The 23,451-nt window shown below is 62.0% G+C and carries 23 protein-coding genes; 12 read left to right on the forward strand and 11 right to left on the reverse strand.

The features are described 5' to 3' along the window. Window positions 1-73: 73 nt before the first annotated feature. The 4 genes from ACBG85_RS24110 (at window position 74) to ACBG85_RS24125 (ending at window position 3,183) form a co-directional block, all read left to right on the forward strand. Complete coding sequence (locus tag ACBG85_RS24110; protein WP_372025153.1) at window positions 74-532, forward strand: nuclear transport factor 2 family protein; 459 nt, start codon at window positions 74-76, stop codon at window positions 530-532. A 114-nt stretch (window positions 533-646) separates the two neighbouring features. Beyond that, window positions 647-1,504: a MetQ/NlpA family ABC transporter substrate-binding protein gene (locus ACBG85_RS24115; RefSeq protein WP_003940478.1), complete on the forward strand. Its 858-nt coding sequence runs from the start codon at window positions 647-649 to the stop codon at window positions 1,502-1,504. Window positions 1,505-1,516: 12 nt separating this feature from the next. After that, window positions 1,517-2,518: a methionine ABC transporter ATP-binding protein gene (locus tag ACBG85_RS24120; RefSeq protein WP_007732648.1), complete on the forward strand. Its 1,002-nt coding sequence runs from the start codon at window positions 1,517-1,519 to the stop codon at window positions 2,516-2,518. Beyond that, on the forward strand, window positions 2,515-3,183 hold the full coding sequence (locus tag ACBG85_RS24125) for a methionine ABC transporter permease (protein WP_007732650.1): 669 nt from the start codon (window positions 2,515-2,517) through the stop codon (window positions 3,181-3,183). The genes ACBG85_RS24120 and ACBG85_RS24125 overlap by 4 nt, the downstream gene beginning before the upstream one ends. 4 nt (window positions 3,184-3,187) lie before the next feature. On the opposite strand, the gene ACBG85_RS24130 is transcribed toward ACBG85_RS24125, so the two are convergent. Beyond that, on the reverse strand, window positions 3,188-4,408 hold the full coding sequence (locus ACBG85_RS24130; RefSeq protein ID WP_021331991.1) for a fatty acid desaturase: 1,221 nt from the start codon (window positions 4,406-4,408) through the stop codon (window positions 3,188-3,190). Window positions 4,409-4,541: 133 nt separating this feature from the next. Here ACBG85_RS24130 and ACBG85_RS24135 point away from each other — a divergent pair, with 133 nt between their 5' ends. Together ACBG85_RS24135 and ACBG85_RS24140 are read left to right on the forward strand one after the other, a co-directional pair. Further along, a complete protein-coding gene (locus ACBG85_RS24135) occupies window positions 4,542-5,747 on the forward strand; it encodes an enhanced intracellular survival protein Eis (protein WP_372025156.1) in 1,206 nt (401 codons plus the stop codon). A gap of 65 nt (window positions 5,748-5,812) precedes the next feature. Next, the gene (locus ACBG85_RS24140) at window positions 5,813-6,376 is read left to right on the forward strand and encodes a GtrA family protein (RefSeq protein WP_003939753.1); all 564 of its coding nucleotides are present in this window, start codon (window positions 5,813-5,815) and stop codon (window positions 6,374-6,376) included. An 84-nt stretch (window positions 6,377-6,460) separates the two neighbouring features. Here the strand turns inward: ACBG85_RS24140 and ACBG85_RS24145 are convergent, their stop codons facing one another. The 3 genes from ACBG85_RS24145 to ACBG85_RS24155 are packed head-to-tail and all read right to left on the reverse strand — an operon-like array spanning window position 6,461 to window position 9,797. Beyond that, window positions 6,461-7,342, reverse strand: coding sequence for an LLM class F420-dependent oxidoreductase (locus tag ACBG85_RS24145; RefSeq protein WP_372025157.1), 882 nt, complete (start codon window positions 7,340-7,342; stop codon window positions 6,461-6,463). After that, the gene (locus ACBG85_RS24150) at window positions 7,339-8,169 is read right to left on the reverse strand and encodes an SDR family NAD(P)-dependent oxidoreductase (protein WP_030536994.1); all 831 of its coding nucleotides are present in this window, start codon (window positions 8,167-8,169) and stop codon (window positions 7,339-7,341) included. Before ACBG85_RS24150 ends, ACBG85_RS24145 begins: the two co-directional genes overlap by 4 nt. Beyond that, window positions 8,166-9,797, reverse strand: coding sequence for an AMP-binding protein (locus ACBG85_RS24155; protein ID WP_371684398.1), 1,632 nt, complete (start codon window positions 9,795-9,797; stop codon window positions 8,166-8,168). Before ACBG85_RS24155 ends, ACBG85_RS24150 begins: the two co-directional genes overlap by 4 nt. Before the next feature lie 254 nt (window positions 9,798-10,051). On the opposite strand from ACBG85_RS24155, the gene ACBG85_RS24160 reads away from it, so the two are divergent. The 4 genes from ACBG85_RS24160 to ACBG85_RS24175 are packed head-to-tail and all read left to right on the forward strand — an operon-like array spanning window position 10,052 to window position 13,605. Then, complete coding sequence (locus ACBG85_RS24160; RefSeq protein ID WP_007732670.1) at window positions 10,052-11,713, forward strand: class I adenylate-forming enzyme family protein; 1,662 nt, start codon at window positions 10,052-10,054, stop codon at window positions 11,711-11,713. Continuing rightward, window positions 11,710-12,180, forward strand: a complete 471-nt coding sequence (locus ACBG85_RS24165) for a nuclear transport factor 2 family protein (protein WP_042448401.1) — start codon at window positions 11,710-11,712, stop codon at window positions 12,178-12,180. The genes ACBG85_RS24160 and ACBG85_RS24165 overlap by 4 nt, the downstream gene beginning before the upstream one ends. A 13-nt stretch (window positions 12,181-12,193) precedes the next feature. Beyond that, window positions 12,194-13,153, forward strand: a complete 960-nt coding sequence (locus ACBG85_RS24170) for a TIGR03619 family F420-dependent LLM class oxidoreductase (RefSeq protein ID WP_372025159.1) — start codon at window positions 12,194-12,196, stop codon at window positions 13,151-13,153. After that, window positions 13,096-13,605, forward strand: a complete 510-nt coding sequence (locus ACBG85_RS24175; RefSeq protein WP_054187458.1) for a nuclear transport factor 2 family protein — start codon at window positions 13,096-13,098, stop codon at window positions 13,603-13,605. Before ACBG85_RS24170 ends, ACBG85_RS24175 begins: the two co-directional genes overlap by 58 nt. An 8-nt stretch (window positions 13,606-13,613) precedes the next feature. Here ACBG85_RS24175 and ACBG85_RS24180 read toward each other — a convergent pair whose 3' ends face one another. Further along, a complete protein-coding gene (locus tag ACBG85_RS24180) occupies window positions 13,614-14,129 on the reverse strand; it encodes a hypothetical protein (protein ID WP_232329918.1) in 516 nt (171 codons plus the stop codon). An 838-nt stretch (window positions 14,130-14,967) separates the two neighbouring features. On the opposite strand from ACBG85_RS24180, the gene ACBG85_RS24185 reads away from it, so the two are divergent. Beyond that, window positions 14,968-16,464 (forward strand): DUF222 domain-containing protein, encoded by a 1,497-nt coding sequence (locus ACBG85_RS24185; RefSeq protein ID WP_054781179.1) that lies wholly within the window; start codon window positions 14,968-14,970, stop codon window positions 16,462-16,464. Between the two features lie 40 nt (window positions 16,465-16,504). Here the strand turns inward: ACBG85_RS24185 and ACBG85_RS24190 are convergent, their stop codons facing one another. Further along, window positions 16,505-16,660, reverse strand: a complete 156-nt coding sequence (locus tag ACBG85_RS24190; RefSeq protein ID WP_003940615.1) for a hypothetical protein — start codon at window positions 16,658-16,660, stop codon at window positions 16,505-16,507. Window positions 16,661-16,795: 135 nt separating this feature from the next. Between ACBG85_RS24190 and ACBG85_RS24195 the strand changes: the two genes are divergently transcribed. Then, window positions 16,796-17,620: a mycofactocin-coupled SDR family oxidoreductase gene (locus tag ACBG85_RS24195; protein WP_003940537.1), complete on the forward strand. Its 825-nt coding sequence runs from the start codon at window positions 16,796-16,798 to the stop codon at window positions 17,618-17,620. Between the two features lie 31 nt (window positions 17,621-17,651). On the opposite strand, the gene ACBG85_RS24200 is transcribed toward ACBG85_RS24195, so the two are convergent. From ACBG85_RS24200 to ACBG85_RS24220, 5 genes are all read right to left on the reverse strand, one after another. Beyond that, complete coding sequence (locus ACBG85_RS24200; protein WP_007732675.1) at window positions 17,652-18,440, reverse strand: SDR family NAD(P)-dependent oxidoreductase; 789 nt, start codon at window positions 18,438-18,440, stop codon at window positions 17,652-17,654. A gap of 78 nt (window positions 18,441-18,518) precedes the next feature. Beyond that, window positions 18,519-19,169: a PaaI family thioesterase gene (locus tag ACBG85_RS24205; protein ID WP_372025162.1), complete on the reverse strand. Its 651-nt coding sequence runs from the start codon at window positions 19,167-19,169 to the stop codon at window positions 18,519-18,521. Continuing rightward, a complete protein-coding gene (locus ACBG85_RS24210; protein ID WP_030536989.1) occupies window positions 19,169-20,038 on the reverse strand; it encodes a MaoC/PaaZ C-terminal domain-containing protein in 870 nt (289 codons plus the stop codon). The genes ACBG85_RS24205 and ACBG85_RS24210 overlap by 1 nt, the downstream gene beginning before the upstream one ends. Beyond that, entirely contained in the window at window positions 20,038-21,240 is a 1,203-nt protein-coding gene (locus ACBG85_RS24215) for a lipid-transfer protein (protein ID WP_003940027.1), read from the reverse strand. The genes ACBG85_RS24210 and ACBG85_RS24215 overlap by 1 nt, the downstream gene beginning before the upstream one ends. Window positions 21,241-21,247: 7 nt before the next feature. Then, window positions 21,248-23,428 carry an acyl-CoA dehydrogenase gene (locus tag ACBG85_RS24220; protein WP_372025164.1) on the reverse strand — a complete coding sequence of 727 codons (2,181 nt, stop codon included), beginning with the start codon at window positions 23,426-23,428 and terminating at the stop codon, window positions 21,248-21,250. Window positions 23,429-23,451 lie beyond the last annotated feature (23 nt).

Here is a 23,451-nt window from a genome sequence, read left to right on the forward strand (position 1 = left end):
TGCCCAGGTGGGCGCTGTGAGTGTCTCGATGAGCGGGAAGCCGAAACATGAGCGGCGTCACATAGGGTGAGATATGCGCATGGACTCCTCGGATCGCGTCGCTCTCACCGACTTGGCCGCCAGGTACGCACAGGCCGTCGACCGCCGAAACACCACTGCACTTGCGGCTCTCTTCACTGACGACGTGGCATTCGTCTTGCCGCCGGCACTGAACGGAACGGATGCGCCGACGGAGATACGTGGGAACTCCGTCGTCAGCAGTTCGGTGGTCGATGCCGTCTCACATCTGCACTCGACCCGGCACATCGTCGAGCAGCAGATCCTCGACCTCGACGGCCCCACCACCGCACACGGTGAGGCTTACTGCTCCGCTCACCACATCTATCCGCGGGGCGAGGGCCACCGGGACAACCGGATCGAGATCCGTTACCAGGACAGCTTCCAAAAGGTCGACGGCACCTGGCTGTTCTCGCGTCGCGAACTGGTAGTCGATTTTGCCGAGGATGTTCCGGTCATCCTGCTCGGACAATAGGTACATGAAAAAATCGCGGTGATTCTGTATCTCCTCTCGGGAGGTTTACCGGGCTAGCGTTCAGCAACTGTCACGCCATCTCGGCGTGCGTTCGGCTATGTCTTGGAGATTCACATGTCACGCTCGCGCACCAGAAGATTCCTCGCTGCCTTCGCAGTGGCCGCCGTCGCAGTCGGAACCGTAGCCGCGTGCTCGAGCGACAACTCCTCCGACGAGAACGCACCTCTTCGCATCGTCGCTTCTTCGGTTCCGCACGCCGAGATCCTGAAGTTCGTCGAAGAAAAGGGCCTGCTCGGTGACACCAAGATCGAGGTCAGCGAGATCACCGGCGATCTCGACGCCAACGAGGTGCTCGAAGCCGGAGACACCGACGCCAACTTCTTCCAGCACGTGCCGTACCAGGAATCGTGGTCGAAGGAAAAGGGTGTCGACGACCTGGTCGCCGTGGCGAAGGTCCACGTCGAGCCCCTCGGTGCATATTCCAAGAAGGTCACCAACGTGGCCGACCTGCGCCAGGGCGCAACGGTCGCTTTGTCCAACAACGTGACGAACTTCGCCCGTGGGCTGTACCTGCTGCAGCAGGCCGGTTTGATCAAGCTCGATCAGCAGTTGGGCGCCCCCGGCACCGACATCACGCAGATCAGCGAGAAGAACATCATCGACAACCCCAAGGGACTCACGTTCACCCAGGTCGATCCCCCGCAGTTGCCGCGCACGCTCGACGACGGAAATGTCGATCTCGCAATCATCAACGGCAACTACGCAATCGAAGGTGGCCTCAACCCGGCCAAGGACGCCCTGGTGCTCGAGAAGGCCGAGGGCAACCCGTACGCCAATGTCCTGACCGTACGCACCTCGCTCGAAAACGATGCGCGAGTACAGAAGTTGGCCGAGGCATTGACGTCCGCCGACGTCGCGACGTTCATCGAGCAGACCTATCAGGGCTCGGTCATTCCGGCCAGCGCTACCTGATCGAGACCCGTCATGGTCTTCTCGATCGAATCGGTCTCCAAGGAATACCGCAGCGGCACACAAGTTCTGCATGCACTCGATTCCGTATCCCTGAAAATCGAAGACGGCGAAATCTTCGGCATCATCGGCAAGAGCGGCGCCGGCAAGTCGACTTTGCTGCGCTGCCTCAACCTGCTCGAACGCCCGACCAGTGGCCGGATTCTGTTGGGCGACACCGATCTGACCGCGTTGAGCCCAGCGCAACTGCGCGACACACGCAAGCGGATCGGTGTCGTGTTCCAGCATTTCAACCTGCTGCATTCCCGTTCGGTCGCCGCCAACATCGCCTTCCCTCTCGAAGTGGCGGGATACTCGCGGGCAGATCGACGTGCCCGCGTCGACGAGCTGATCGAGTTGGTGGGCTTGGAAGACCGACGTGACGCCTTCCCCTCGCAACTGTCCGGCGGCCAGAAACAACGCGTCGGCATCGCGAGAGCCTTGGCGGCTTCACCCGACGTCCTCCTGTGCGACGAGGCCACCAGCGCCCTCGACTCGGACACAACCGATTCGATCCTCGACCTGCTCGCCGATCTCAATCGACGACTCGGTGTGACCATTGTTCTGATCACCCACGAGCTCAACGTGGTTCGACGGATCTGCCATCGCGCTGCGCTGATCGATCAGGGCCGCATCGTCGACGAGGGAACGCTCACCGAACTGGTCGCAGACCCGGACTCACCCCTCGGAGAGGCGCTACTGCCGACCGGAACGGTACGAACGTCCACGACCGGAATTCCGGCGCTCCTCACCTTTGTCGATTCACTGTCCACCTCACCCGTGATTTCCCAACTCTCACGAGATCTCGACGTCGACGTCACCGTGATCTCCGGCGGTATCGAGGACATCGGATCCCATCAGGTCGGTCGCCTTCGCGTGGAGTTCGCCTCGCACACGGGACTCGTCAGCAACGAAGAGACAAGAAAGTCTGTCGAAGAACATCTTTCGCAGCGCGGAGTGAAGGTGACGTTCTCATGAACAAGACGTCCTGGCAGGATTCCCTGGGCGAAGCATGGGAAGCCCTACTCGACACGCTCTACATGGTCGGTGTCTCGTTCGTGCTCACCGTGATCATCGGTATCGCTCTCGGTGTTCTGTTGCACGCGAGCGCGCCCGACGGAATCCGTCCCAACCGCGTCCTCAATTCGGTTCTGGGCACCGTGGTGAACATCGGCCGTTCGCTGCCGTTCGTCATCTTGTTGGTGCTCCTCATCCCGGCAACGAGGGCGATCGTCGGAACAGCGCTCGGCGCCACGGCAGCGATCGTCCCGCTGACCATCGGTTCGGTGCCCTTCTTTGCGCGCGTCGTCGAGAACGCCTTGCGTGAAGTCGATTCCGGACGCGTCGAGGCAGCGCGGTCCATGGGCGCCACCGACAAAGACATCATCACCAAGGTGCTACTGCCCGAATCCGTTCCGGGATTGGTAGCAGGAGCAACCCTGACGGCGGTGATGCTGATCGGCTTCTCGGCCATGGCAGGTGCCATCGGCGCCGGTGGACTCGGCGACTTCGCAATCAAGTACGGCTACCAACGATTCAACACACCGGTGCTGTTCGTCGCAGTCGTGATCTTGATCGTGCTGGTGCAGGCAATCCAGTCGACCGGCGATCTCGTGGTTCGTTCAATGGCGCACAAGCGGTAACTGATCAGCTCGAGACCATCGCGATCGCTGTTCGCAGTCCGCGCCGCTTACCCGTCTGCGGATCGACGCCGAACACTTCCTTGATTCCGCCTCGGATGCGGAACTTCAACTCCGAGTGCGTCTCCGGAGCGTCGTCCTGGGAAGCCGAGAGAAACCTGTTGGGCAGCGACAACTTCCAGATGGTGCGCAGAGTCAATCCGTACTGCTTCCACAGCGGCCCGGTCGTGTACGGGAGGTCGTACTTGTCACACAGGTCGCGCAACGGCACCGCGATTTCCGAGTACCGATTGCTCGGCAGATCCGGGAAGCAGTGATGCTCGATCTGGTAGCAGAGGTTGCCGCTCATGAAGGCCATGACGGGACCGGCATGAAAGTTGGCAGAGCCCAGCATCTGTCGTAGGTACCACTGAGCGCGCGATTCGTTCTCGAATTCCTCGAGCGTGAACTTCTCGGCACCGTCGGGAAAGTGCCCGCAGAAGATGACGGCGTAACTCCAGTAGTTTCGGATGAGGTTCGCAACGACGTTCGCCGTCAACGTGGTCTTCCACGCGGGGCCGGTCAGGGCGGGGAACAGGATGTAATCCTTCGCCACCTGACGCGCGATCTTCTTACCGACGTCCTTGGCCATGTCCGATTTCTCGGACCACTTCACCTCACCCTTGCGGAGTTTGTCCGTTTCGAGGTGATGCAGTGCCACTCCCCACTCGAAGAGAGTCGCGAGCACAAAATTCGTGATCGGTTGAAAGAGATAGTCGGCGTGCCACTTTTGATCGCGCGTGACGCGCATGATTCCGTAGCCCACGTCGTTGTCCAGTCCGACGATGTTGGTGAACTTGTGATGGGTGAAGTTGTGCGAGTGCTTCCATCCCGAGGACGGGCAGGTGTTGTCCCACTCCCAGTTGCTCGAGTGAATCTCGGGATCGTTCATCCAGTCCCACTGGCCGTGGATGATGTTGTGGCCGAGTTCCATGTTCTCGATGATCTTGCCGACCCCCAGGAGCGCAGTCCCCAGAATCCAGGCAGGCTTCTTCTTGCTGGCGAACAAGACGATGCGGCCGGCCACCATCAGAGAGCGCTGAAACGCGATCGTCCGCTGGATGTATCGAGCGTCGTGCGCGCCGCGCTTCTCCTCGATGTCGAGCCGAATGGCATCCAGCTCGCGCCCGAGTGCCTCGACGTCTTCCTCGGTCAGATGGGCATATTCCTTGATGTCGGTGATCGCCACAGTGTTTCTCCGTATCGGTTTTCTCCGTGCCGCAGGACTGGTCCGTCGGGCGGTACCCCTGGGAGCCGGTGCGGAAACGTCAGCCCCGATATTCATGTGCGTCTTCACGCAATCTATGCCAGAGTCGATACACGTGAGCCCCGAAAACAAGATCACCATCCGCACCGCTACCGAGAGTGACTGGCCGGCTCTCCAACTACTCGACTCGGTGGGGTTCGGTTTTCACCCGTCTCCCGCGGTCAGCGAACTGACGAAGGCGCTCTACAAGCCCGAGGACATCATCCTCGCCGTCGACGGTGACCTACCCGTCGGCGTGGCCATCGAAATCGACATGGAATTCACCGTGCCCGGCGGACGCCAACTCCCCACGCGCGGAATCACCTGGGTATCCGTCGCCCCGACTCACCGTCGTCGTGGCGTCCTACGCTCGATGTTCACTGCGCTTCATGCCCACATCGAGTCGACCGGAGCACCGCTTGCCGCCCTGACGGCAAGCGAGGCCGGCATCTACAACCGCTTCGGATACGGCCCGGCCACCTTCAGCGAAGGCATCACCCTCGATCGCCGCTTCGCGCGATTCCGCCCCGAGGTGCCCGACAATGGTGGCGTGTCCATCGTCGACATCAAAGCTGCCTCGACGCTTCTTCCCGAGATCTACGACCGCTGGCGACTGCAGACTCCCGGCGCGCAGGTCCGTCCGCAACCGCTCTGGGACCATATGTTCGCCGACCCGTCCGAGGATCGTGACGGCGCCTCCGGACTGTTCTTTCTGACACACGCGGACGGATACATCGCTTACCGGCACACGAGCGAGGGCCGCGACAGCATCGCCCGGATCGACGAGTTCGTGACGATCACCGAAGATGCGCACGCGGCGCTGTGGCGCACGATCTGCGGCCTCGACCTCGTCACCCGGATCGAGACACGCCAGCATCCTGCCGATCCACTCCGGCTGATGCTCACGGACTACCGCCTTGCCCGGACGACGACGCGCTCCGATCGACTGTGGCTGCGCATCATGGACGTTCCCGCGGCTCTCGAGGCTCGTGAATATGCTGCTGACCTGGACACAGTCATCAAGGTCGAAGATCCGTTCCTGAAGGCCGGCGGAACCTTCGCACTTCAGGTCAAGGGCGGCAAGGCCACCTGTACGGCCACTGACGCGGTGCCTGCGATCACGATGCCCTCTGATGTCCTGAGCAGCTTGTACCTGGGCGAGCACCAGGCCAAGACCTTCGCGGCGGCGCACCGACTCCACGCGTCCGATCCGCAGGAGATCGTGAATTTCGACTTCGCTTTCAACGCGCAGAAGCCCGCAATTCTCGGGTACGGATTCTGATGATCTTGCCGACACGGGCATCGACGATTTGTGCCCTCGGTCGTATTCAGGGTTAGCCTCGAACAATGGCGTTTGTCGAAAAGATGGTCAATAGGCTTCCTGAGCGGGTTCTCGTGCGCGTCCTGCCGCACGCAGAAATGCTCAAGTTCCTGGTGGTCGGCGGCATCGCCTTCATCGTCACCACGGTGCTGTTCTTCGGCATCAAGTGGACGGTTCTGCCTCAGCACCCGGTGACGGCCAACATCCTTGCGGTCCTGATCGCGACGGTTCTGTCCTACGTCCTCAACCGCGAATGGTCGTTTGCGCAGCGCGGTGGTCGACAGCGCCATCACGAGGCCGCTCTGTTCTTCATCGTCGCGGGTATCGGTTTGGCCATCAACCAGGTACCACTCTGGACCTCCCGGTACGTGTTCCATCTGCGTCAACCCGAGGTGTCGGTGTTGATGGAAAACTTCGCGGACTTCATCAGCGGATCGATCATCGGGACCCTGCTGGCGACGGCCTTCCGCTGGTGGGCCATGCGTCGGTACGTCTTCCCCGAAGAAGCCACCGACAGCCAGGTCGTTCTCGACATCGAAGCGACTCCCGGCACCAAGACGCCGACAACCGACGCCACCGCCCTCGACTGACTCCCGGATCGACGCACCCGATCGCTCGCGCTTCGTGGCTCGATGGTCCTGAACGGGCTGGCCCATCCCTGATCAGACGAAGGACTACGCTCCGAGCCCCAGCCGCTTCGAGCATTCGGCCATTTCGTCGATGATCAGTTCCAGCGACGTGCCACGACGACTCGCGGACAACACGATTCGATCGGCTCCCAACCCGCGTGCCCAGTCGAGTTTCGCTTCGTCGAGCCTGGGCAGTGTCGCACCGAGTACCAGCGAGACGTCAGCAGGATCTCGATCTGCCTTCACCGCAGCCGCTTTCATCGCCGCTACAGCCTTGTCGCGATCTTCACCGGCCAGTCCCAGCGGCTGGAAACCGTCACCCAACCGGCCTGCTCGCCGAGCAGCAGCGAGACTGTGTCCACCGATGTAGAGCGGAACTCCGGATTCGCGGTGCGGCTTCGGCCAGCTGTACGCACCCTTGAACGAGAAGTAATCGCCGTCGAAATCGACTGCTTCCTTGCCCGCCCAGAGTGAACGCATCACCGCGATGGCCTCATCGGCTACCTTGCCGCGGCGCTCGAAGTCACCGCCGCACGCCTCGATCTCTTCCTTCATCCACCCCAGGCCGAGGCAGATGCGCAATCGCCCACTGGAAAGGCGATCGAGCGTCGCCAATCTTTTGGCGAGCACTACCGGATTGTGATTGGGCAGCACCAGAACTCCAGTGGACAAGCCCAAGGTGGTTGTGGCACCCGCCACGAACGAAAGCAGTTCGAGCGGATCCGGGATGTCGCAGTCATCGGGAAGATGCGATTTGCCGGTCGGAGAATAGGGGTACTCGCTCGCGGTGTCGGCGATGACCACCGAGTGCTCCACTGCCGAGATCTCGTCGAAACCCAGCGACTCGGCCGCACGGGCGAATTGCAGAATCCAATCAGGGTCTCCGCTTCGACCCAGTTCGACCGGAACGACCACGCCGAGCTTCATACCGTTTCCTCCAGTGTCGCCATCAATTTCGGACCATCCACGACGCGACCGAGGTACCGGTCCGCATCGGGATCTGTTGCAAGCCACACCGCCGCTGCAGCGGGTACGGATGCCGGTGTGGCCGCAAATCCGGCGTCCACGATTGCGTCCGCGCCACCACGGGCTTTCCCTGATTCCGTGATGACAAATCCCGGACTCAGGTTGAACGCTTTGATTCCGGCGTCTCGGTACTCGGAGTTGATCGCTCCGGCAATACGTCCGAACGACGCCTTCGACGCGGCGTACGACAGACCCCAACCACCCTCGCCGGGAGGCGCAGGCGGATCCATGGTCGCCGAGCCCGATGCCAGATTGACCACTACGCCGTTGCCGCTCTTGATCATCGACGGGAGTATCACCTGGACCAGAGCGAGTTGGTGCAGATAATTCCCGATCGCCATCGCCTGAGCGTCGTCGATCTCGATGTCGAGCACCCGGTCCATGTTTCCGACAGTCTGCGCGTAGGCGTTGTTCACCAGCACGTCGACACGTCCCCACTCGGCCAGCACCCGTTCACCGGCGCCGCGGACGGATGCCAGATCGAGCAGGTTCATCGGAACGGCCAATGCGCGCACACCGAAGGACTCGATCTCGGCAACCGTCGTCTCCAGGCTGCCGGGCACCGGAATCACTTGCTCGCCTTGCCTCGTTCGCGGGGCTGCCCGCCCCTCTCCTTCACGAACGGTGCGAGCAGTGATTGCAACGTCGAATCCGGCGCGCGCGAATGCCAGCGCGCACTCTCGGCCGATCCCCCGGGAAGCGCCGGTCACCAGCGCAACTTCACTCACAGGAACCGCGTGCGGCCGTGCGTCTCGAACTCCTTCTCCAGGTTCACCACGTCAGCTTCGGTCATCAACGTGTATTCGGGAGTGCCGCGGCCCACCCAGTGGAACACTGGTTCGTCGGTCCGCCAGCGATCGGCTTGAAGTTCACGTTTGAGTACCTTGTTGGAGCCCGTGACGGGCAGGTCGGTCGAAACGCGAACAAATCGTGGCGCTGCCTTGGTACCCAGATCCGCCTGCGCGGCAAGGTAGTCGGCGAACTCGACCGGATCGAAATCGGCGAGATCGGCGACCTCGATCGCAGCCATGACCTGATCACCCGAACGCGGATCCGGTACCGCGAAGACACCCGTGGCAATCACTTTGGGGTGCCGACGCAGGATGTGCTCGATCATCAAAGCCGAGGTGTTCTCACCGTCGACGCGGATCCAGTCGCCCTTGCGTCCCGCGAAGTAGATGAAGCCGGCCTCGTCGACGTAGCCGAGATCGCCTGTCCAGTACCAACCGTGGCGAATCTTCTCGGCGATCGCGTCTTCGTTCTTGTAGTACCCCTCGAACTTCTTCGATCCGGCCTTGTCGACCATCTCGCCGATGGATTCGTCGGGGTTCAGCACGTGACCGTGCTCGTCGAGAATTGCGCGGGGTCGCTCTTCGCGCGTATCGGGATCGACGATGACGATGTTCTCGCTCGCGGGACGGCCCAGTGCTCCGGCAGGTTGGTTCGGATCGAGCACTACTGAACCGGCACCTTCACTCGAACCGTATCCCTCGAAAAGTTGTGCACCGAAACGACGGATGAACTCTGCCTTGTCCCCCGGCGACGCCTCGGTCCCGAAGCCGTGGGTGAGGGTGTTCTCGATGTCGTCGGGCAGTTCCGGCGTCGCCATGAGATACCCCAAGGCCTTACCGACGTAGGTGAAATATGTTGCGCCGTAGAACCGAACGTCCGGCATGAATCCCGAGGCCGTGAACTTACGAACGAGGCAGACCGTAGCTCCCTGCGAAAGGGCCGGCGCCCACAGAGCCATCAACGCGTTGCCGTGGAAGAGCGGCATGCAGCAGTAGCAGACGTCGTCGCGGTCGATGTCGTACTTGGCGCAGTTCGCGTAGGCCAACCGCGTCAGACGCCCCTGGCTGCACCGCACTGCCTTGGACATTCCGGTGGTGCCCGAGGTGAAGAGAAGCAAGAACAGCGTCGACGCGTCGACACCGAGGTCGATCTGAGGCGACTCGACGTGATGTGCTGCAATCTTGTCCGGGTACGACGCGTCGTCGACGAGGACGAAACGATCTTCGGTCAGCCCGAGGTCCAGGCCGGCAAGCTTCTCGTAGCCTGCTTTGTCGGTGACGATCAGCTGGCAGTCGACGTACCGGACCTCAGCCTCGAGTTCAGCTCCACGCCTGGTCGGATTGATGCCGACGATCGTGGCCCCGGTCAGGGCCGCGCCGCCGAGCCAGAACAGGAACTCCGGATCGTTCTCGAGAAGTACTCCGATGTGAAACGGTCCGGGCGCGCGAAGCGACTTCGCCAGCGAGCCGCGCGCTGCGCTCTCGCGCACCACCTCGTCCCAGCTCCAGTCCTGCGTCCGCGTCCGCAGGCCCAGGTGCTGATCACCGAGACGGTCGATCAACATCTGCGCGACGTCCTCGCGCTGAGGAGCTGCAAGAGCTGCATTCGAAGATGCTTCGGTGGCGGTGTTCGTCATCGTGTCCTGTGTCCTAGTCGATATCGGAATGTCGATTACTCCAACTGCGATACGACTCGAACGTATCGACGCCTCAGAGCCGGAACGGTCCCAGTCTCGCTCAGTGGTAACCGCCGCCACAGATATGATTTTCTCGTGAGATTTTGTGACGTGAAAAGCGCCACAATACGAAAGGCCATTCCATGACTGCCCCCGCAGATCCGCAGTTGCTTCTGGACCAGGCGGTCTCACGCCTCACCGGTCCAGGTGGGCCATTCGAGATCGTCGAAGAAGAGGTTCTCGGCACCGTCATGCCTGTGATGAAGAACCGCGGTCACGCCATCGGTGAACTGATCTCGGCATCTCGCGCCTGGGGCGACGGCGACTATCTCGTCACCAGCGATCGTCGAATCTCGTTCACCGAGCATGCCGATTCCGTTGCCGCGCTGGCAACTGCTCTGCGGGACAAGTACGGAGTCCGCAAGGGCGACCGTGTGGGCATCCTCGCTGCCAACACTCCCGAATGGGTCATGACGTTCTTCGCGACGCAGGCGCTCGGCGCGATCGCAGTCGGTCTCAACGGTTGGTGGGTTCCGCGCGAGGTCACCCACGGGATCGAGCTCTCACGTCCGAAGGTTCTGGTCGTGGACGCCAAGCGCGGCGCCGCCCTCCCCGAACTGCCGGCAGACATCACGGTCCTCACCATGGAAGAGGATCTGCCCGCGCTCATCGCGGAATATGCAGGCTCCGACGTGCCGAGCACCGACATCGACGAGGACGACCCCGCCGTCATCTTGTTCACCAGTGGTACCAGCGGCCGCCCCAAGGGCGCACTCCATTCGCACCGCAACGTGATGGCCGTCGTCGACTACCACAAGTACAGCGACGCGATCGGCGCGGCATTCACCGGCCGTGAGTACGACGCTTCCAAGCCGAGCCCACTGCGTTATCTACTCACCTCCCCGCTCTTCCACATCGCCAGCCTGCACAATCTGGTGGTCCCCCGTCTCGCGACGGGCAGTGCCGTCATCCTGACCGAGGGCGGCTTCGACGTCGACAAGGTGCTCGGGTTGGTCGAACGCGAGCGCGTCACCAACTGGGGTGCTGTCCCCACGATGGCATCGCGGCTACTCGAGCACGGCAACATCGCCAAGTACGACGTCTCTTCGTTGACTGCATTCTCACTGGCATCCGCGCCGTCGTCGCCCGCGTTCAAGGAACGCCTCAAGGAGCAGGTGCCGTTCGCACGCAATGCTCTGGTCGACAGCTACGGCCTCACCGAATGCAGCACCGCCATTGCGGTCGCCGTCGGCGCCGAACTCGAAGAGTTCCCAGGCACTCTCGGGCGTCCGATCATCACCGTCTCGATGGAGATTCGCGATCCCTTCGGCGAATGGCTGCCGGACGGCATCGAAGGTGAAGTGTGCGTACGCAGCCCCTTCGTCATGCTCGGATACTGGGAGAACGACGAGGCGACCGAGTCGGCAATTGCCCCCGGACGCTGGCTCCGCACCGGCGATTTCGGCGTCATCGAAAACGGGCGTCTCCGTCTCACCGGTCGCCGTTCCGACCTGATCCTGCGCGGCGGCGAGAACGTCTACCCCACCGAGATCGAGCAGACGCTCGACGAACACCCCGACGTGATCGAGTGCGCTGTCATCGGCATGCCGCACCCCGACCTCGGCCAGGAAGTGTCCGCCGTGGTTGTCCTGCGTCCCGGAGCCGCCACAACGGAGGCGGAGCTGCGTGATTACGCCGCCGAGCGACTGTCCTATTTCAAGGTGCCGTCGAAGTGGCGCATCACCAGCGATCTGCTGCCTCGCAATGCAACCGGCAAGATGGTTCGGCGCGAGATCACCGTATGACCACGGAGCTGTCACGGATCGTCGCCGAGTCGGCGATCCGTGACCTGCTCTGCGAGTACACGCATCTGATCGATCAGGGCCGATTGCGTGAAGTCGCTGCATTGTTCGCCTCGTCCGACTACGGGCAGTGCGGGCCGGACGGGGTTGCCATCACGCTCATTTCGTCCGACGCCGACGCAGTGTTCGCAGCCTGCAGCGGCTTCATTCGAATGTACGGTGATCCGCCGGTTCCACGAACCAAACATCTGCTGACCAACACGCGAATCGCGGTCGACGGTGAATCAGCGACGGCACTCTCGTACGTCACGGTCATCCAAGGTACCGAAAATCTTGCCCTGCAACCTATTCTGGCGGGGCGCTACTTCGATCGCTTCACCTGCGTCGACGGGTCGTGGCAGTTCAGCTCGAGACTCTTCTGTCTGGACAACATGGGCGAGATGTCCGCGCATGCCAAGCGGGCACTGTAGAGGAACGACGACTGTGGAAATCGGCGTCAACATCTTGGGCCTCGAGGCCCTGTTCGACGGCAAGATTCGCCCGGTTCTGGACTTCGCCGCGCGTGCTGACCGTGCCGGGATCGATCTGATCTGCACCGGCGATCATCTCGGGTTCAATGCCGAAGCACACGCTCAGCGGGTAGCCGAACACAACTTCTTGTTCCCGTTGGATCACCCTTGGTACGAACCGATTTCACCTCTTTCCTCGATCGCCGCAGTGACCGAACGCGCTCGCCTCGGAGTATCGGTTCTGATCGCCACTGTTCGCCCAGCCGCCCTGCTTGCCAAACAGGTTGCAACTCTCGACTCATTGTCCGAAGGTCGAGCCGTCATGGGTTTCGGCGTCGGTTGGCAAGAAGCCGAATACACCGCTACCAACATGCCTTTCGACGCGCGATTCGGGCGCATGGAGGAGGCTGTCGCAGCGTGTCGCGAACTGTGGACCAATGCTCCGGCCACCTTCAAGGGACGCGACTTCGCCTTCGAGAACTACCACAGCCTCCCGCTGCCGATCCAAAATCGCGTACCGGTGCTCTTCGGTTTCGGACCAAGCCGGCGGAACTTCGACCGCATCGCACGCGTCGCCGACGGCTGGACCGTGAACCCGACCGATCTGGGAACGTTCACCGACAGTGTTGCACTGTTGCGCAACACGTTCGAAGCCCACCAACGTGACCCGGAGTCGGCGCGCGTGCAAGTGTCTGCGGTTGCCGAGAGGTCGACGCGACAACGGGTCCGTCGACCTCTCGGCAACCGCAGACAAGACCCGGGACTGGTTCGCCCGCGGCGCGTCCGTCGTCGTTTTTCGACCTGCCGTATTCGATTGCGCTGCCGAAGAACTACCAGAACTACTCGACTGGATAACCAGCATCAAGGAGGCATGACATGGACCGGGCACTGCAGGATCTCATCGACAAGCAGGCAATTCGTGAGGTGGTTCTGACGTACTGCCGCGGCATCGATCGCCTCGACTTCGATCTCGTCCGCAGCGCCTACCACCCGGACGCGATCGACCATCACACCGGATTCGACGGCACCATCGACGAGTACATCGCCTGGGCCACAACAAAACTCTCCGCGATCGGCGGCACGATGCACCACATCGGCAACCACCTGGTCGAACTGCACGGCGACCACGCGATCAGCGAGGCATATTCGATGTCCACACACTGGGGCGGGCCCGAAGACATCGGAATGATCAACTTCACCAGTGGTGCGCGGTTCATCGACCACATGGAGCGGCGCGACGGCCGTTGGGCGATCAAGGAGAGATGGGCCGTACGCGAGTGGACTCGCTCGGACGAGGGCCGCTTCGTCAACCCCGAAGGGCCTGGTCCGCGTGGGCGTCGAGATGCCTCGGATCCGCTCACCGCACTACGAAGGTCCCTTGAATAATTTGGGGTTCAGTCTGCGAGGTCGAATTCAACTCGCGCTCTCGCGAACAACATGCGGATATCCTTCCCGAACGTGACTGCTGCCGTTCCCAATGCATTGACCGCTGCGGTCAACGGGTCCGATTCGATCGCGTCGAAAATCGCATTGAGAGCGTAGGACGGGACATGAATATTCCCGTGATCGAACGGATTGGACTCCGGTTGCGACGAATGGTCCACTATCTCGATCTTGACTTCCAACTCCACATTGTCGGTCCCCGCACCGAATTCCTCCTCGTGTAGGTGCTCGAATGCCGTTGTGCGATTTCCGAAGGGTTCCGGAAGTTGTTGTCCCACATGCATAGCGTTGAGGGCCGGACGAACCCAATCCCTGTCGGCTAATCCCGCATGCTCATACGCCTGCACAGCGGCCCAAAACGCGAGTCGACGAAGAGTCGCGACGTTCATGCGGACGACCGCTTCGGCAAGTGGTCGGTCCATACGAGCTAGTTCTTTGCCGGACTGGAATCGTTCGAGTTCAGGCATCGGATCTCCTCCCCACTCCTGCCGCTCTCGTTCAGCAGCTTCGGCGCGGAGGTCACTGATTTGCACAACCCTGGACGGCTCGCCGTTCTCGCCGTAAATCGTTATCCATTTCGACTCGATGTCCCGTTGTGGACGAGGAATCGGTTCAGGTATCGGTTCGTCCACAGGAACGCCATATCCCGGCATGTCCCACTGCAGCGATGGCCGCACCTCGTCACCACCTGCAGGCCACATACGCACCCGCCAAACATCTCCGGGTTCCGTCGATCCGGGCCAGCCGTAGTTTACAAAACCGCGGCCGGCAATCTCGACCAGATATGACCCCTCGGGTACATCACAGACAATGAACTCCCCACCCGGAGGTGAATCAAAGCTGATTGACCCCTGCGGACCAACCGTCAGAAACGACTCACTGACCTGCTGCCATTTCTCGCGATCGGATGTGGGTCGGGAGGACCAGACTTCGACCGTTGTATGCATGTTGAAGTTGTTCTGGTGCGGGCTCAGGACAATCACAACTGTGCCGTCACTGTACGCAGGGCGCGAAGCCATCGCGAGTTCGAGCAGGTCCGTTTCCCTCCCGAAACCGTCGTCGTCGCCGTATATGTAAAACTGTCCATAGTCCATGAAGAGCACAAGCGACTGTTCACTGAGTTTCACCGCGTTCGCGTTGTCTGCCACAAGCCGATACTTACACAGTGGCACGACGATCATGTTCGAGTTTCGAATGAACAGGATCCAAAACGCAAGCACAATAAGCATTTCGGCCGATTCGGACTATTCCGACTGATTTGAGAATTCAGTTCACATCGAACACACATTCGAATATAATGGGTGCATGTTCAACCCGACAACAGAGCTCTTCGGTATCTCAGCACAGCTGACCGGTACCGAAACTGATTGTGCGCTGGTTGATCTCATGACCGATCTGCATGCATGCGAGGCGATGCTGGTCGAACGCAAGCTCGCTGTGATTGCCGAGTTCTTTTCGCGGCGAAGCTCGGAGCACGTCGCCAGTGGTGCGTGGTCGTCGACCGCACACGAGTTGGCGGAGTCGGAAGTCGGTGCGTCACTGACGATGGGTCGCGCGGCTGCCGGCAAGCTGATCGGGTTGGGGTTCTCGTTAAAGACTCGTCTGCATCGCACTCGCGCGGCGATGGCGCGTGGCGAGTTGGATCTGTACCGAGTTGGTTTGATCGATTCCGCGACCGCGAACGTGAAAGACGAATTGATCGACGAGGTGGAACGACTACTGCTCGAGCAGGTTCTCGCCCCACCAGTAGCAGGCGGAACGGGCTTGACGGGAAGACGACTGACAGCGGCGATCGATCGGATCGTGGCGATGGTGGACCCGGAAGGTATGCGAGAACGCCGACGCCGTGCTCTCACCGATCGGTTCGTCGGAGTCAGCGCTGCCGAGGACGGGATGGCAAAGATCTTGGGAAGCGTTCCGGCAGAGCAGGCTCGGGCATTCGACGGCCGACTACGCGAGTTGGCAGTGTCGGTATGCCGAAACGACTCTCGAACGTACGAGCAGCGACGAGCCGACGCGCTCTTCGAGTTGACCAACGGATCACAATTCTTGCCGTGCAACTGTGGCCGAGCTGATTGCCCGCAGGATCGTAGCGGTGGTGTTGTCGTTCGTCGGCCCGTGGTTCACGTCGTGATGACTGATTCCACTCTGCACGGTGGCGGCGAGCCCGCCCACCTCGACGGGTACGGGGTGATCAGCGCTGAGCATGCTCGCGATATCGCCCGTGGCGCCGTAATTCGAAACGTCCGAGCACCTGCTGATGACGTCGCAGAGCCGGTGCCTGCTTCGGCGCGCGTCTACCGGCCGGGCGCCGTTCTCGATACCTGGTTACGGATCATCGCGGGCAGCTGCCAATGGCTGCATTGTGATGTCCCGGCCTGGAATTCCGATCTGGACCACAATGAACCGTTCCATCACGGCGACCCCGAATGCGGCGGTAAAACGGTCGCGTCGAATATGAGTGCGTTCTGCCGCAACCATCATCGCCTCAAGCATTCCGACCGGTGGCGGTTCACGTCGAACGAGGATCGGACCATGTCGCTGACGTCGCCGACCGGGCATTGTTACCGAACGCGACCCGCAGGATTGATGGCTGGATCGCACGAACCGACACCGCCCCAGGGCGGTCGAAATCGGCGGACCCAGGCGGAGAACAAAGCTGCCCGTATCCAGAGTGAACGCAATCGCCAGCGCCGACGGATACAGAAACGAGCAGAGGAGCACGTTCAATACAAGCGGCGGAAATCACCGCGAGCCCGCCGAGAACCCAACGACTACGGGGACGACCCGCCACCGTTCTGAGATACCGAGCGGTGTCGAGGCGCGCCGACGGGTCGCAGGGTCAGTCTGACGTCGGCTTGGTGCCGTCTTCTGGTGCCGGATCGTCGTCGGCAAGCGGATCTATGGTGTCGACACCTTCAAGGACGGTCAGCTCTTCTTCCGCCTCGGCGAGGAGCCCTTTGGCTTCAGCTTCGACCTTCTTCACCCAATCGGACATCCCGAGCCTCTTCTCTTCCGAAGCGAGTTCCCGCTGTAACTGAACTCAGACTACGTCGCCGGCGACGAATTTCGCCGTCCCCTCGGGTCAGTACTCATGACCGAGGAATCATGATTCACGACGGACGGAGCACGCATGCCCGGACAGTTGGAAGGCAAAACCGCACTGATCACCGGGGCCGCCCGAGGTCAGGGCAGGAGCCACGCCGTGCGATTGGCGCAGGAGGGCGCGAACATCATTGCGCTCGACATCTGCCGTCAGATCGAATCGGTGGCCTACCCGATGGGAACCGCCGACGATTTGCGGCAGACAACAGCAGCGGTCGAGAACCTGGGACGAAGTATCGTCGCGCGAGAAGTGGATGTTCGCGATCTGTCCGCACTGCGAACTGCGGTATCCGAAGGAATTGCGGAGCTGGGCAGCGTCGACATCGTCCTGGCCAACGCCGGTATCGGCATGATGTCCCCGGATATCGACGATGCTCGCGCCTTCCGCGACCAGATGGAGGTCAACCTATTCGGCGTCTGGAATACCGTCCAGGCCGCAGCGCCCGCGATGATCGAACAAGGTACAGGTGGCGCAATAGTCCTTACCGGATCAACTCTGGGACTTGTCGGTCGTGGAGGTGACGGCACCGGCGGATCCGACGGCTACTGCGCGAGTAAACACGCCATCGTGGGGCTTGGGCGCACGTGGTCGCACTGGCTTGCTCCCCACAATATTCGTGTCAACTCCGTGCACCCGACTGGCGCGAATACACCGATGGTCGTCAACGACGCGGTCGCGAAGCTGTTTGCGGACTCCCCGACATCGAGCGGAGCCGACGTGGGCAACCTCTTGAACGTCGAGTTGATCGAAGCTGCCGACGTCAGCAACGCGATAGCCTGGCTGGTTTCGGATCAGGCTCGATACGTCACAGGTATCGCGTTGCCGGTCGACGCCGGGTTCACGGCCAAATAGATGCCGGATACACCGGCCGAGTCGCCGTCGATCAGTCGACGGTCGGCGCCCACTGCACGCCGTTGATGTGCCCACCACCGTCGACGAAGAGGGTGTTGCCGGTGACGTAACGGCTGTCGTCACTTGCCAGGAAGGCCGCAACGGGGCCGATGTCGTCGAGGGGATCGCCGATCCGCCCCATCGGGTTCTGTGCGGCCATCACTGCCACGTTCTCCGGATTGGCTTCGGCGACACGCTTGTACGCCGCACTCTGCGCACCGGGACAGATGACGTTGCAGTTCACCTGCTTGGGAGCCCACTCGCGGGCAGCAGTGCGAGTCAGGGTTCGCAATGCTTCCTTCGCCGCGTTGTACTGCACCGAGTACATGTGAGCATTCACGCCGTTGAGGCTGCACATGTTGATCACGCGGCCCGTGCCGTGACGCTCCAGTTCCGGCAGGGCAGCCTGCATCGCCCAGAATGCCGCCATCACTGCCATGTCGAAACCGCCGCGCAATTGCTCGTCGGTCATCTTCTCGAGCCGAGCGAAACCGAAAGTCCGCCAAGCATTGTTGACCAGGATGTCGAGGCGTCCGAACCGCTCGACGGACTTGTCGACCATGGCAACAACCTGAGCTTTGTCAGTGACGTCGGTCCGGACGAATTCCGCCTCCGCGCCCCATTCGTCCCGCAACCACTGGGTGGTTTCGAGGCCCGCTGCCTCGTCGATCTCGGCAACCAACACCGACGCGCCTTCACGCGCGAACGCGCCCGCCACTCCGCGCCCGATGCCCATACCGGCACCGGTGACCACTGCTACACGTCCGTCGAGCTTGCCCACTGGGCCCTCCTTCGTCAGAACCCCTGTGCGCCTTTTTGGTAGTTCCAACTACCAAAAAGGCGCACGGGGGCGAAGCCCCTACCTGGGGCGCGGCACGGTCTTGTCGATGAACAGTCCCTCTACCGACACACACAATTCGCCGTCCGCAGTTTTGATCTCACCGACGGTGTGAATCTTGCGGCCGTCCTTGGACAGGAATTTGCCGCTGATCGTGAGGGGCTCGAACAGCGGAGTCGGGCGATGGTACCGAGTGCTCAATTGTGCTGTCATGCCGGAAGTTCCACCCCAGGCGTTCGCGACGCCGAGAACGTGATCGAGCAGCAGCGCCGAAACACCGCCGTGCACATGGCCGGGAGGGCCCTGGTACGGCAGCGTCAACGTGACCACTCCCTGCACCGACCCGTCAGCGAGCCCTTCCAGAACGAGCGGCGGCGCAATGGCGTTCTCGGGGCCGGTCACGGGGTCGTGACGAGTCACGCCCTCACCGTTCCACATGTCGATCAACCGCTCGGCCACCTCGGGTGCGTGCTGTTCGAGATGCTCTGCAATGCTGTTGAGTTCCTCCGCAACCCGGTCCAAATTGGCGTTTCCGCGGTCGGTGCGCAGCATCGCGTCGACAACGCGACGCGCTGCTGCCGTGGCCCGGTCGACCGGGGCGTCCTGCGGCGGCGACGTCAGAATCGTGCCGCCCGGATGTGTCGCTGCTGTGGGGTGCGAACCGAGGTCCATCAGTTGATCTCCATTGTTGCGTGCGTGAGAACCGGGGAGTTCTCGCGTTCGGGGCACGTCGCCGCCAACGTCAGTGTGTTGCCGTCCTGCCATACCGAGGTGGTGATGGATTCGCCGGGGAAGAGCGAACCGGCAAACCGCACCGAGTAGTTCTTCACCCGCGTCGGATCTCCGTCGAGAATCCCGTCTACCACGGCCTTGCAGACGATGCCGTACGACGCGAGGCCGTGCAGAATCGGTGCATCGAAGCCCGCCATCTTCGCGAAGGAGGGATCAGCGTGCAGCGGGTTCATGTCTCCACTGAGTCGGTACACCAGCGCCTGTGAGGGACTCGTGCTCGACGTCAGTACCTTGTCGGGCGCTCGATCAGGCACCCCGGCAACAACTTCGGGTCCGGCGTTGCCGCCGAATCCACCTTCGCCGCGCGCCCAGATCTGCATTCCGGTGGTCCATAACGGATTCCCGTCCAGGTCCTCGGCCGCCGTCTCGAGAACGATCACAGCTGCCTTACCCTTGTCCCAGACATCGGCGACCCGAGAGGAAATACGGGCAGCACCCGTCGACGGGATGGGCGCGTGAAGTGCCAGCGACTGCCCACCGTGCAGGATCTTTCGCAGATCGATGTCGATTCCCGGCATACTCATCGACGGTGCGGGCAGTACACCCGCCGAAACTCCCTGGCCTGCAACCATTGCAAACGTCGGGAGTACCTTCAGCCCCTTTTCGTACACCCAGGTCAGTTCGGCGGGATCGAGAGCATTCGCCCCTGCCCCGAGTCCCAATTGGTAGAGCATGACGTCGCGATCGGTCCACGACGCCTCGCGCACAGTCGGTTCGGCGGCCAACGCCACCTCGAGATCGATAGCCATCAGTTCTCCAAAGTTCCGGCTCGGTAGACCGTCACGACGCACGCGCCGCCCAGTCCGAGGTTGTGTTGCAAGCCAATACGAGCGCCTTCGACCTGCCGCGCATCCGCGGTCCCGCGGAGCTGCCACGTGAGTTCGGCGCACTGCGCCAAGCCCGTCGCGCCCAGCGGGTGTCCCTTCGAGATCAAACCACCCGACGGGTTGACGACCCACTGGCCGCCGTACGTGGTCGCGCCGGATTCGACGAGCTTTCCGCCTTCTCCGACCGCGCACATCCCCAGGCCCTCGTAGGTGATGATCTCGTTGATCGCGAAGCAGTCGTGCAGTTCGATGACGTCGACGTCATCGATGGTGATCCCGGCCTGCGCAAAGACCTGCTCTGCCGCAGCTGCCGTCATCGGCGCGCCGACCACGTCGATCATCGACTTCTCGGCGAACGCTGCCTCGGTGTCAGTGGTCAACGCCTGTGCGACGATTTCGATCGCCCGGTCTTCGAGGCCGTGCTCACGCACGAACTTCTCGCTCACGACGATCGCGGCTCCGGCGCCGTCCGAGGTCGGCGAGCACTGCGAACGTGTCAGCGGCTCGTGAATCATCTTGTCGCCGAGTACCTGTTCGAGGGTGTACTCGTCACGGAACTGTGCGTACGGATTGTTCACCGAATGCTTGTGATTCTTGACCGCCACCGCTGCGATCTGCTCGACCGTGGTGCCGTACTTCTTCATGTGCTCGACGGCAGCGTTACCGAACAGCTGAGCTGTCATCGGCGATCGGGCGAACCCGTAATCCTCGACCATGATCTTCAGCTGAGAGTCCAAGGTCGTGACCTTGGGCATCTCACCGTTACCGGTCAACGCCGTTTTGGTCATCTTCTCGAAGCCGACGGCCAAGGCGCACTCGGCTTGTCCGGCCTGGACCCACTCGCGCGCCATCATCAGCGCCGTCGAGCCGGTCGCGCAGTTGTTGTTGACGTTGAAGATCGGAATGCCGGTCAGACCGGTCTCGTAGAGAGCTCGCTGTCCTGCTGTCGACGCGTTGAACACGTAACCGACCGCAGCACGCTGAATCTGGCCGTAGCCGATCCCGGCATCGGTCAGGGCATTCGAGACGGCTTCGGTCACCATGTCCGGGTATTCCCAGTCGCGGGTCTCGATCTTCTCGAACTTGGTCATGCCGACGCCGATGACGAAGGTGCGATTGCTCATGTGCAGGTCACTTTCCCGGTTCAGGGTCGCGAGGCAGACCCAGGATTCGCTCACCGATGATGTTGAGCTGAACATTGGTTGTACCACCCGCGATGGACATGCACTGCGAGTTCAAGAACATCTGGGTTGCAGACATCCGATGCTGTTCGCCCAGAAGTGAACTCGGTCCGGCCCACTCCATTGCCACGTCCCAGACCTGCTGGATGTGCTCGACACCGATCAGCTTCGCCACCGAGGATTCGGCACCCGGCTGCGCGCCGGTGAGCGAGCGCAGCGTGGTGCGCAGACCGAGCAGACCACCGGATTGCGCGTCGCACAGCACCTTTCCGAGCACGGTCAGCTGCTCGTCGTCGATGCCACCGGGCAGTCCGTCGACCAGGCTCAGAAGAGCCTCGCCACCCGATCCGAGCGACGAGTCGTTGGACAGCGAGACACGCTCGTTGGCCAGCGTGGTGCGAGCGAGCTTCCAGCCGTCGCCTGGCTCGCCGACCAGGCACTCGTCGGGAACGAAGACGTCGTCGAAGAAGACTTCGTTGAACAGTGCTTCACCGGTGATCTCGCGCAGCGGACGAATGTCGAGGCCACTGTTCTTGATGTCGATGAGGAAGTAGGACAGGCCCTTGTGCTTGGGTGCGTCGGCGTCGGTGCGCGCGAGGCAGATTCCCCAGTGCGCGTCGCGTGCCATCGACGTCCACACCTTCTGGCCCTGCAACTTCCAGCCACCGTCGACCTTGGTGGCCTTTGTACTCAGCGCCGCGAGGTCGGAACCTGCGCCGGGCTCGGAGAAGAGCTGGCACCAGACGATGTCGCCGCGCAGTGACGGCGGGACGAACTTGGCAAGTTGCTCTTCGTTGCCGTGCGCGATGAGCGTCGGGATGACCCAGTTGCCGATGATCATGTCGTGCGGCTTGATCATCGCAGCGCGTAGCTCTTCGGCGATGACCAGCTGGCTGACGGCATCGGCGGATTTACCCCACGGAGCCGTGAAGTGCGGTGCGGTGTAGCCCTTTTCCGCGAGATACGTTTTCTGGGCGGCGCCTTCGAGTTCGAGTGCAGGAGCGAGCTCGGCTCGGACGTCGGCTCGGATCGCCTCGGCCTCGGGCGGCAGCTCGACGCTGAGCACGCGACGGGTTCCGGCAATGGTCAGCTCGGCAACGCGACGACGCCAGGATGCCGTGGAACCCAGCAGAATTCGCAGGGACTGCGCGCGGCGCAGGTACAGGTGCGCGTCGTGCTCCCACGTGTAGCCGATTCCGCCGAGCACCTGGATGCAGTCACGCGTGACGGAGAAGCCAGCCTCGAGGGCCGTGGCTCCGGCGACGGCTGCTGCGAGAGAAGCCTCTTCGGCACCGACGCCGTTGGCGGGAGTCAGCGCACGCGCAGCGTCCCAAGCGCAGACGCGTGCCTGTTCGGCAAGCGCGAGCATACGTGCAGCCTTGTGCTTGACACCCTGGAACTGGCCGATCGAGCGACCGAACTGCTGACGCACCTTCGCGTAGTCGGCCGACGTCGTGACTGCCCAGTCGGCCAAGCCTGATGCCTCGGCCGCGAACAGTGTTGCGGCAATGTCCAGTACACGCTGGGTATCGATGGCGAGGATCTCGGAATCGGTGAGCACCAAACCGTCGACGGTGACCTCGGAGTTACGACGCACGACGTCGTAGCTGGCCAAGTCCGTGACCTCGAGGCGGTCACGTCCGAGCAGAACGAATCCGCTGTCCGTCGCGAGGAGGAACAGGTCAGCGACATGGCCGCCGAGAATAAGGCTGGACGTTCCGCTGAGGGTGGTGTTGTCGCCGTCGCGGGTGATCTTCAGCGAACCCGGCTGTAGTGCAACAGCTCCGAGCGTGCTGCCATCCACGAGCGTCGGCAGTCTGTCCGTTTCTCCGGCATCGCTGAGAACAGCGCTGACCACTACCGTCGGCAGGAACGGTCCGGGAACCATCGAGCGTCCAAGTTCCTCGACGACGATGGCGAGTTCGACCAATCCGTATCCTGCGCCGCCGAATTCCTCGGCTACGTGTAGTCCGAGAAGCCCCTGCTCGGCAAGCCCGTTCCAGAGTTGGGGGCGAGTTTCGACCTTCGCCTCGACGGCTTCACGGACGACGGTGGGTGTTGCGTGACGCGCCGCCCAGCCCCGTACGGAGTCGCGGAGGTCACGATCTTCTTCACTCAATCCAATAGTCATGTCTACCTCGTCAATTCGACAGT

The organism is Rhodococcus sp. NyZ502 (genome assembly GCF_041464245.1).
Lineage (GTDB): Bacteria > Actinomycetota > Actinomycetes > Mycobacteriales > Mycobacteriaceae > Rhodococcus_F > Rhodococcus_F qingshengii.

Bases quoted from the DNA above. Each gene is read 5' to 3' on its own strand.
- ACBG85_RS24145 (WP_372025157.1), bottom strand. From the start codon at position 7,342: ATGAAGCTCGGCGTGGTCGTTCCGGTCGAACTGGGTCGAAGCGGAGAC.
- ACBG85_RS24185 (WP_054781179.1), top strand. From the start codon at position 14,968: ATGTTCAACCCGACAACAGAGCTCTTCGGTATCTCAGCACAGCTGACC.
- ACBG85_RS24220 (WP_372025164.1), bottom strand. From the start codon at position 23,428: ATGACTATTGGATTGAGTGAAGAAGATCGTGACCTCCGCGACTCCGTA.
- ACBG85_RS24175 (WP_054187458.1), top strand. From the start codon at position 13,096: ATGGACCGGGCACTGCAGGATCTCATCGACAAGCAGGCAATTCGTGAG.
- ACBG85_RS24125 (WP_007732650.1), top strand. From the start codon at position 2,515: ATGAACAAGACGTCCTGGCAGGATTCCCTGGGCGAAGCATGGGAAGCC.
- ACBG85_RS24205 (WP_372025162.1), bottom strand. From the start codon at position 19,169: ATGGACCTCGGTTCGCACCCCACAGCAGCGACACATCCGGGCGGCACG.
- ACBG85_RS24160 (WP_007732670.1), top strand. From the start codon at position 10,052: ATGACTGCCCCCGCAGATCCGCAGTTGCTTCTGGACCAGGCGGTCTCA.
- ACBG85_RS24120 (WP_007732648.1), top strand. From the start codon at position 1,517: ATGGTCTTCTCGATCGAATCGGTCTCCAAGGAATACCGCAGCGGCACA.
- ACBG85_RS24210 (WP_030536989.1), bottom strand. From the start codon at position 20,038: ATGGCTATCGATCTCGAGGTGGCGTTGGCCGCCGAACCGACTGTGCGC.
- ACBG85_RS24195 (WP_003940537.1), top strand. From the start codon at position 16,796: ATGCCCGGACAGTTGGAAGGCAAAACCGCACTGATCACCGGGGCCGCC.
- ACBG85_RS24115 (WP_003940478.1), top strand. From the start codon at position 647: ATGTCACGCTCGCGCACCAGAAGATTCCTCGCTGCCTTCGCAGTGGCC.
- ACBG85_RS24180 (WP_232329918.1), bottom strand. From the start codon at position 14,129: ATGCCTGAACTCGAACGATTCCAGTCCGGCAAAGAACTAGCTCGTATG.
- ACBG85_RS24155 (WP_371684398.1), bottom strand. From the start codon at position 9,797: ATGTTGATCGACCGTCTCGGTGATCAGCACCTGGGCCTGCGGACGCGG.
- ACBG85_RS24140 (WP_003939753.1), top strand. From the start codon at position 5,813: ATGGCGTTTGTCGAAAAGATGGTCAATAGGCTTCCTGAGCGGGTTCTC.
- ACBG85_RS24110 (WP_372025153.1), top strand. From the start codon at position 74: ATGCGCATGGACTCCTCGGATCGCGTCGCTCTCACCGACTTGGCCGCC.
- ACBG85_RS24215 (WP_003940027.1), bottom strand. From the start codon at position 21,240: ATGAGCAATCGCACCTTCGTCATCGGCGTCGGCATGACCAAGTTCGAG.
- ACBG85_RS24190 (WP_003940615.1), bottom strand. From the start codon at position 16,660: ATGTCCGATTGGGTGAAGAAGGTCGAAGCTGAAGCCAAAGGGCTCCTC.
- ACBG85_RS24165 (WP_042448401.1), top strand. From the start codon at position 11,710: ATGACCACGGAGCTGTCACGGATCGTCGCCGAGTCGGCGATCCGTGAC.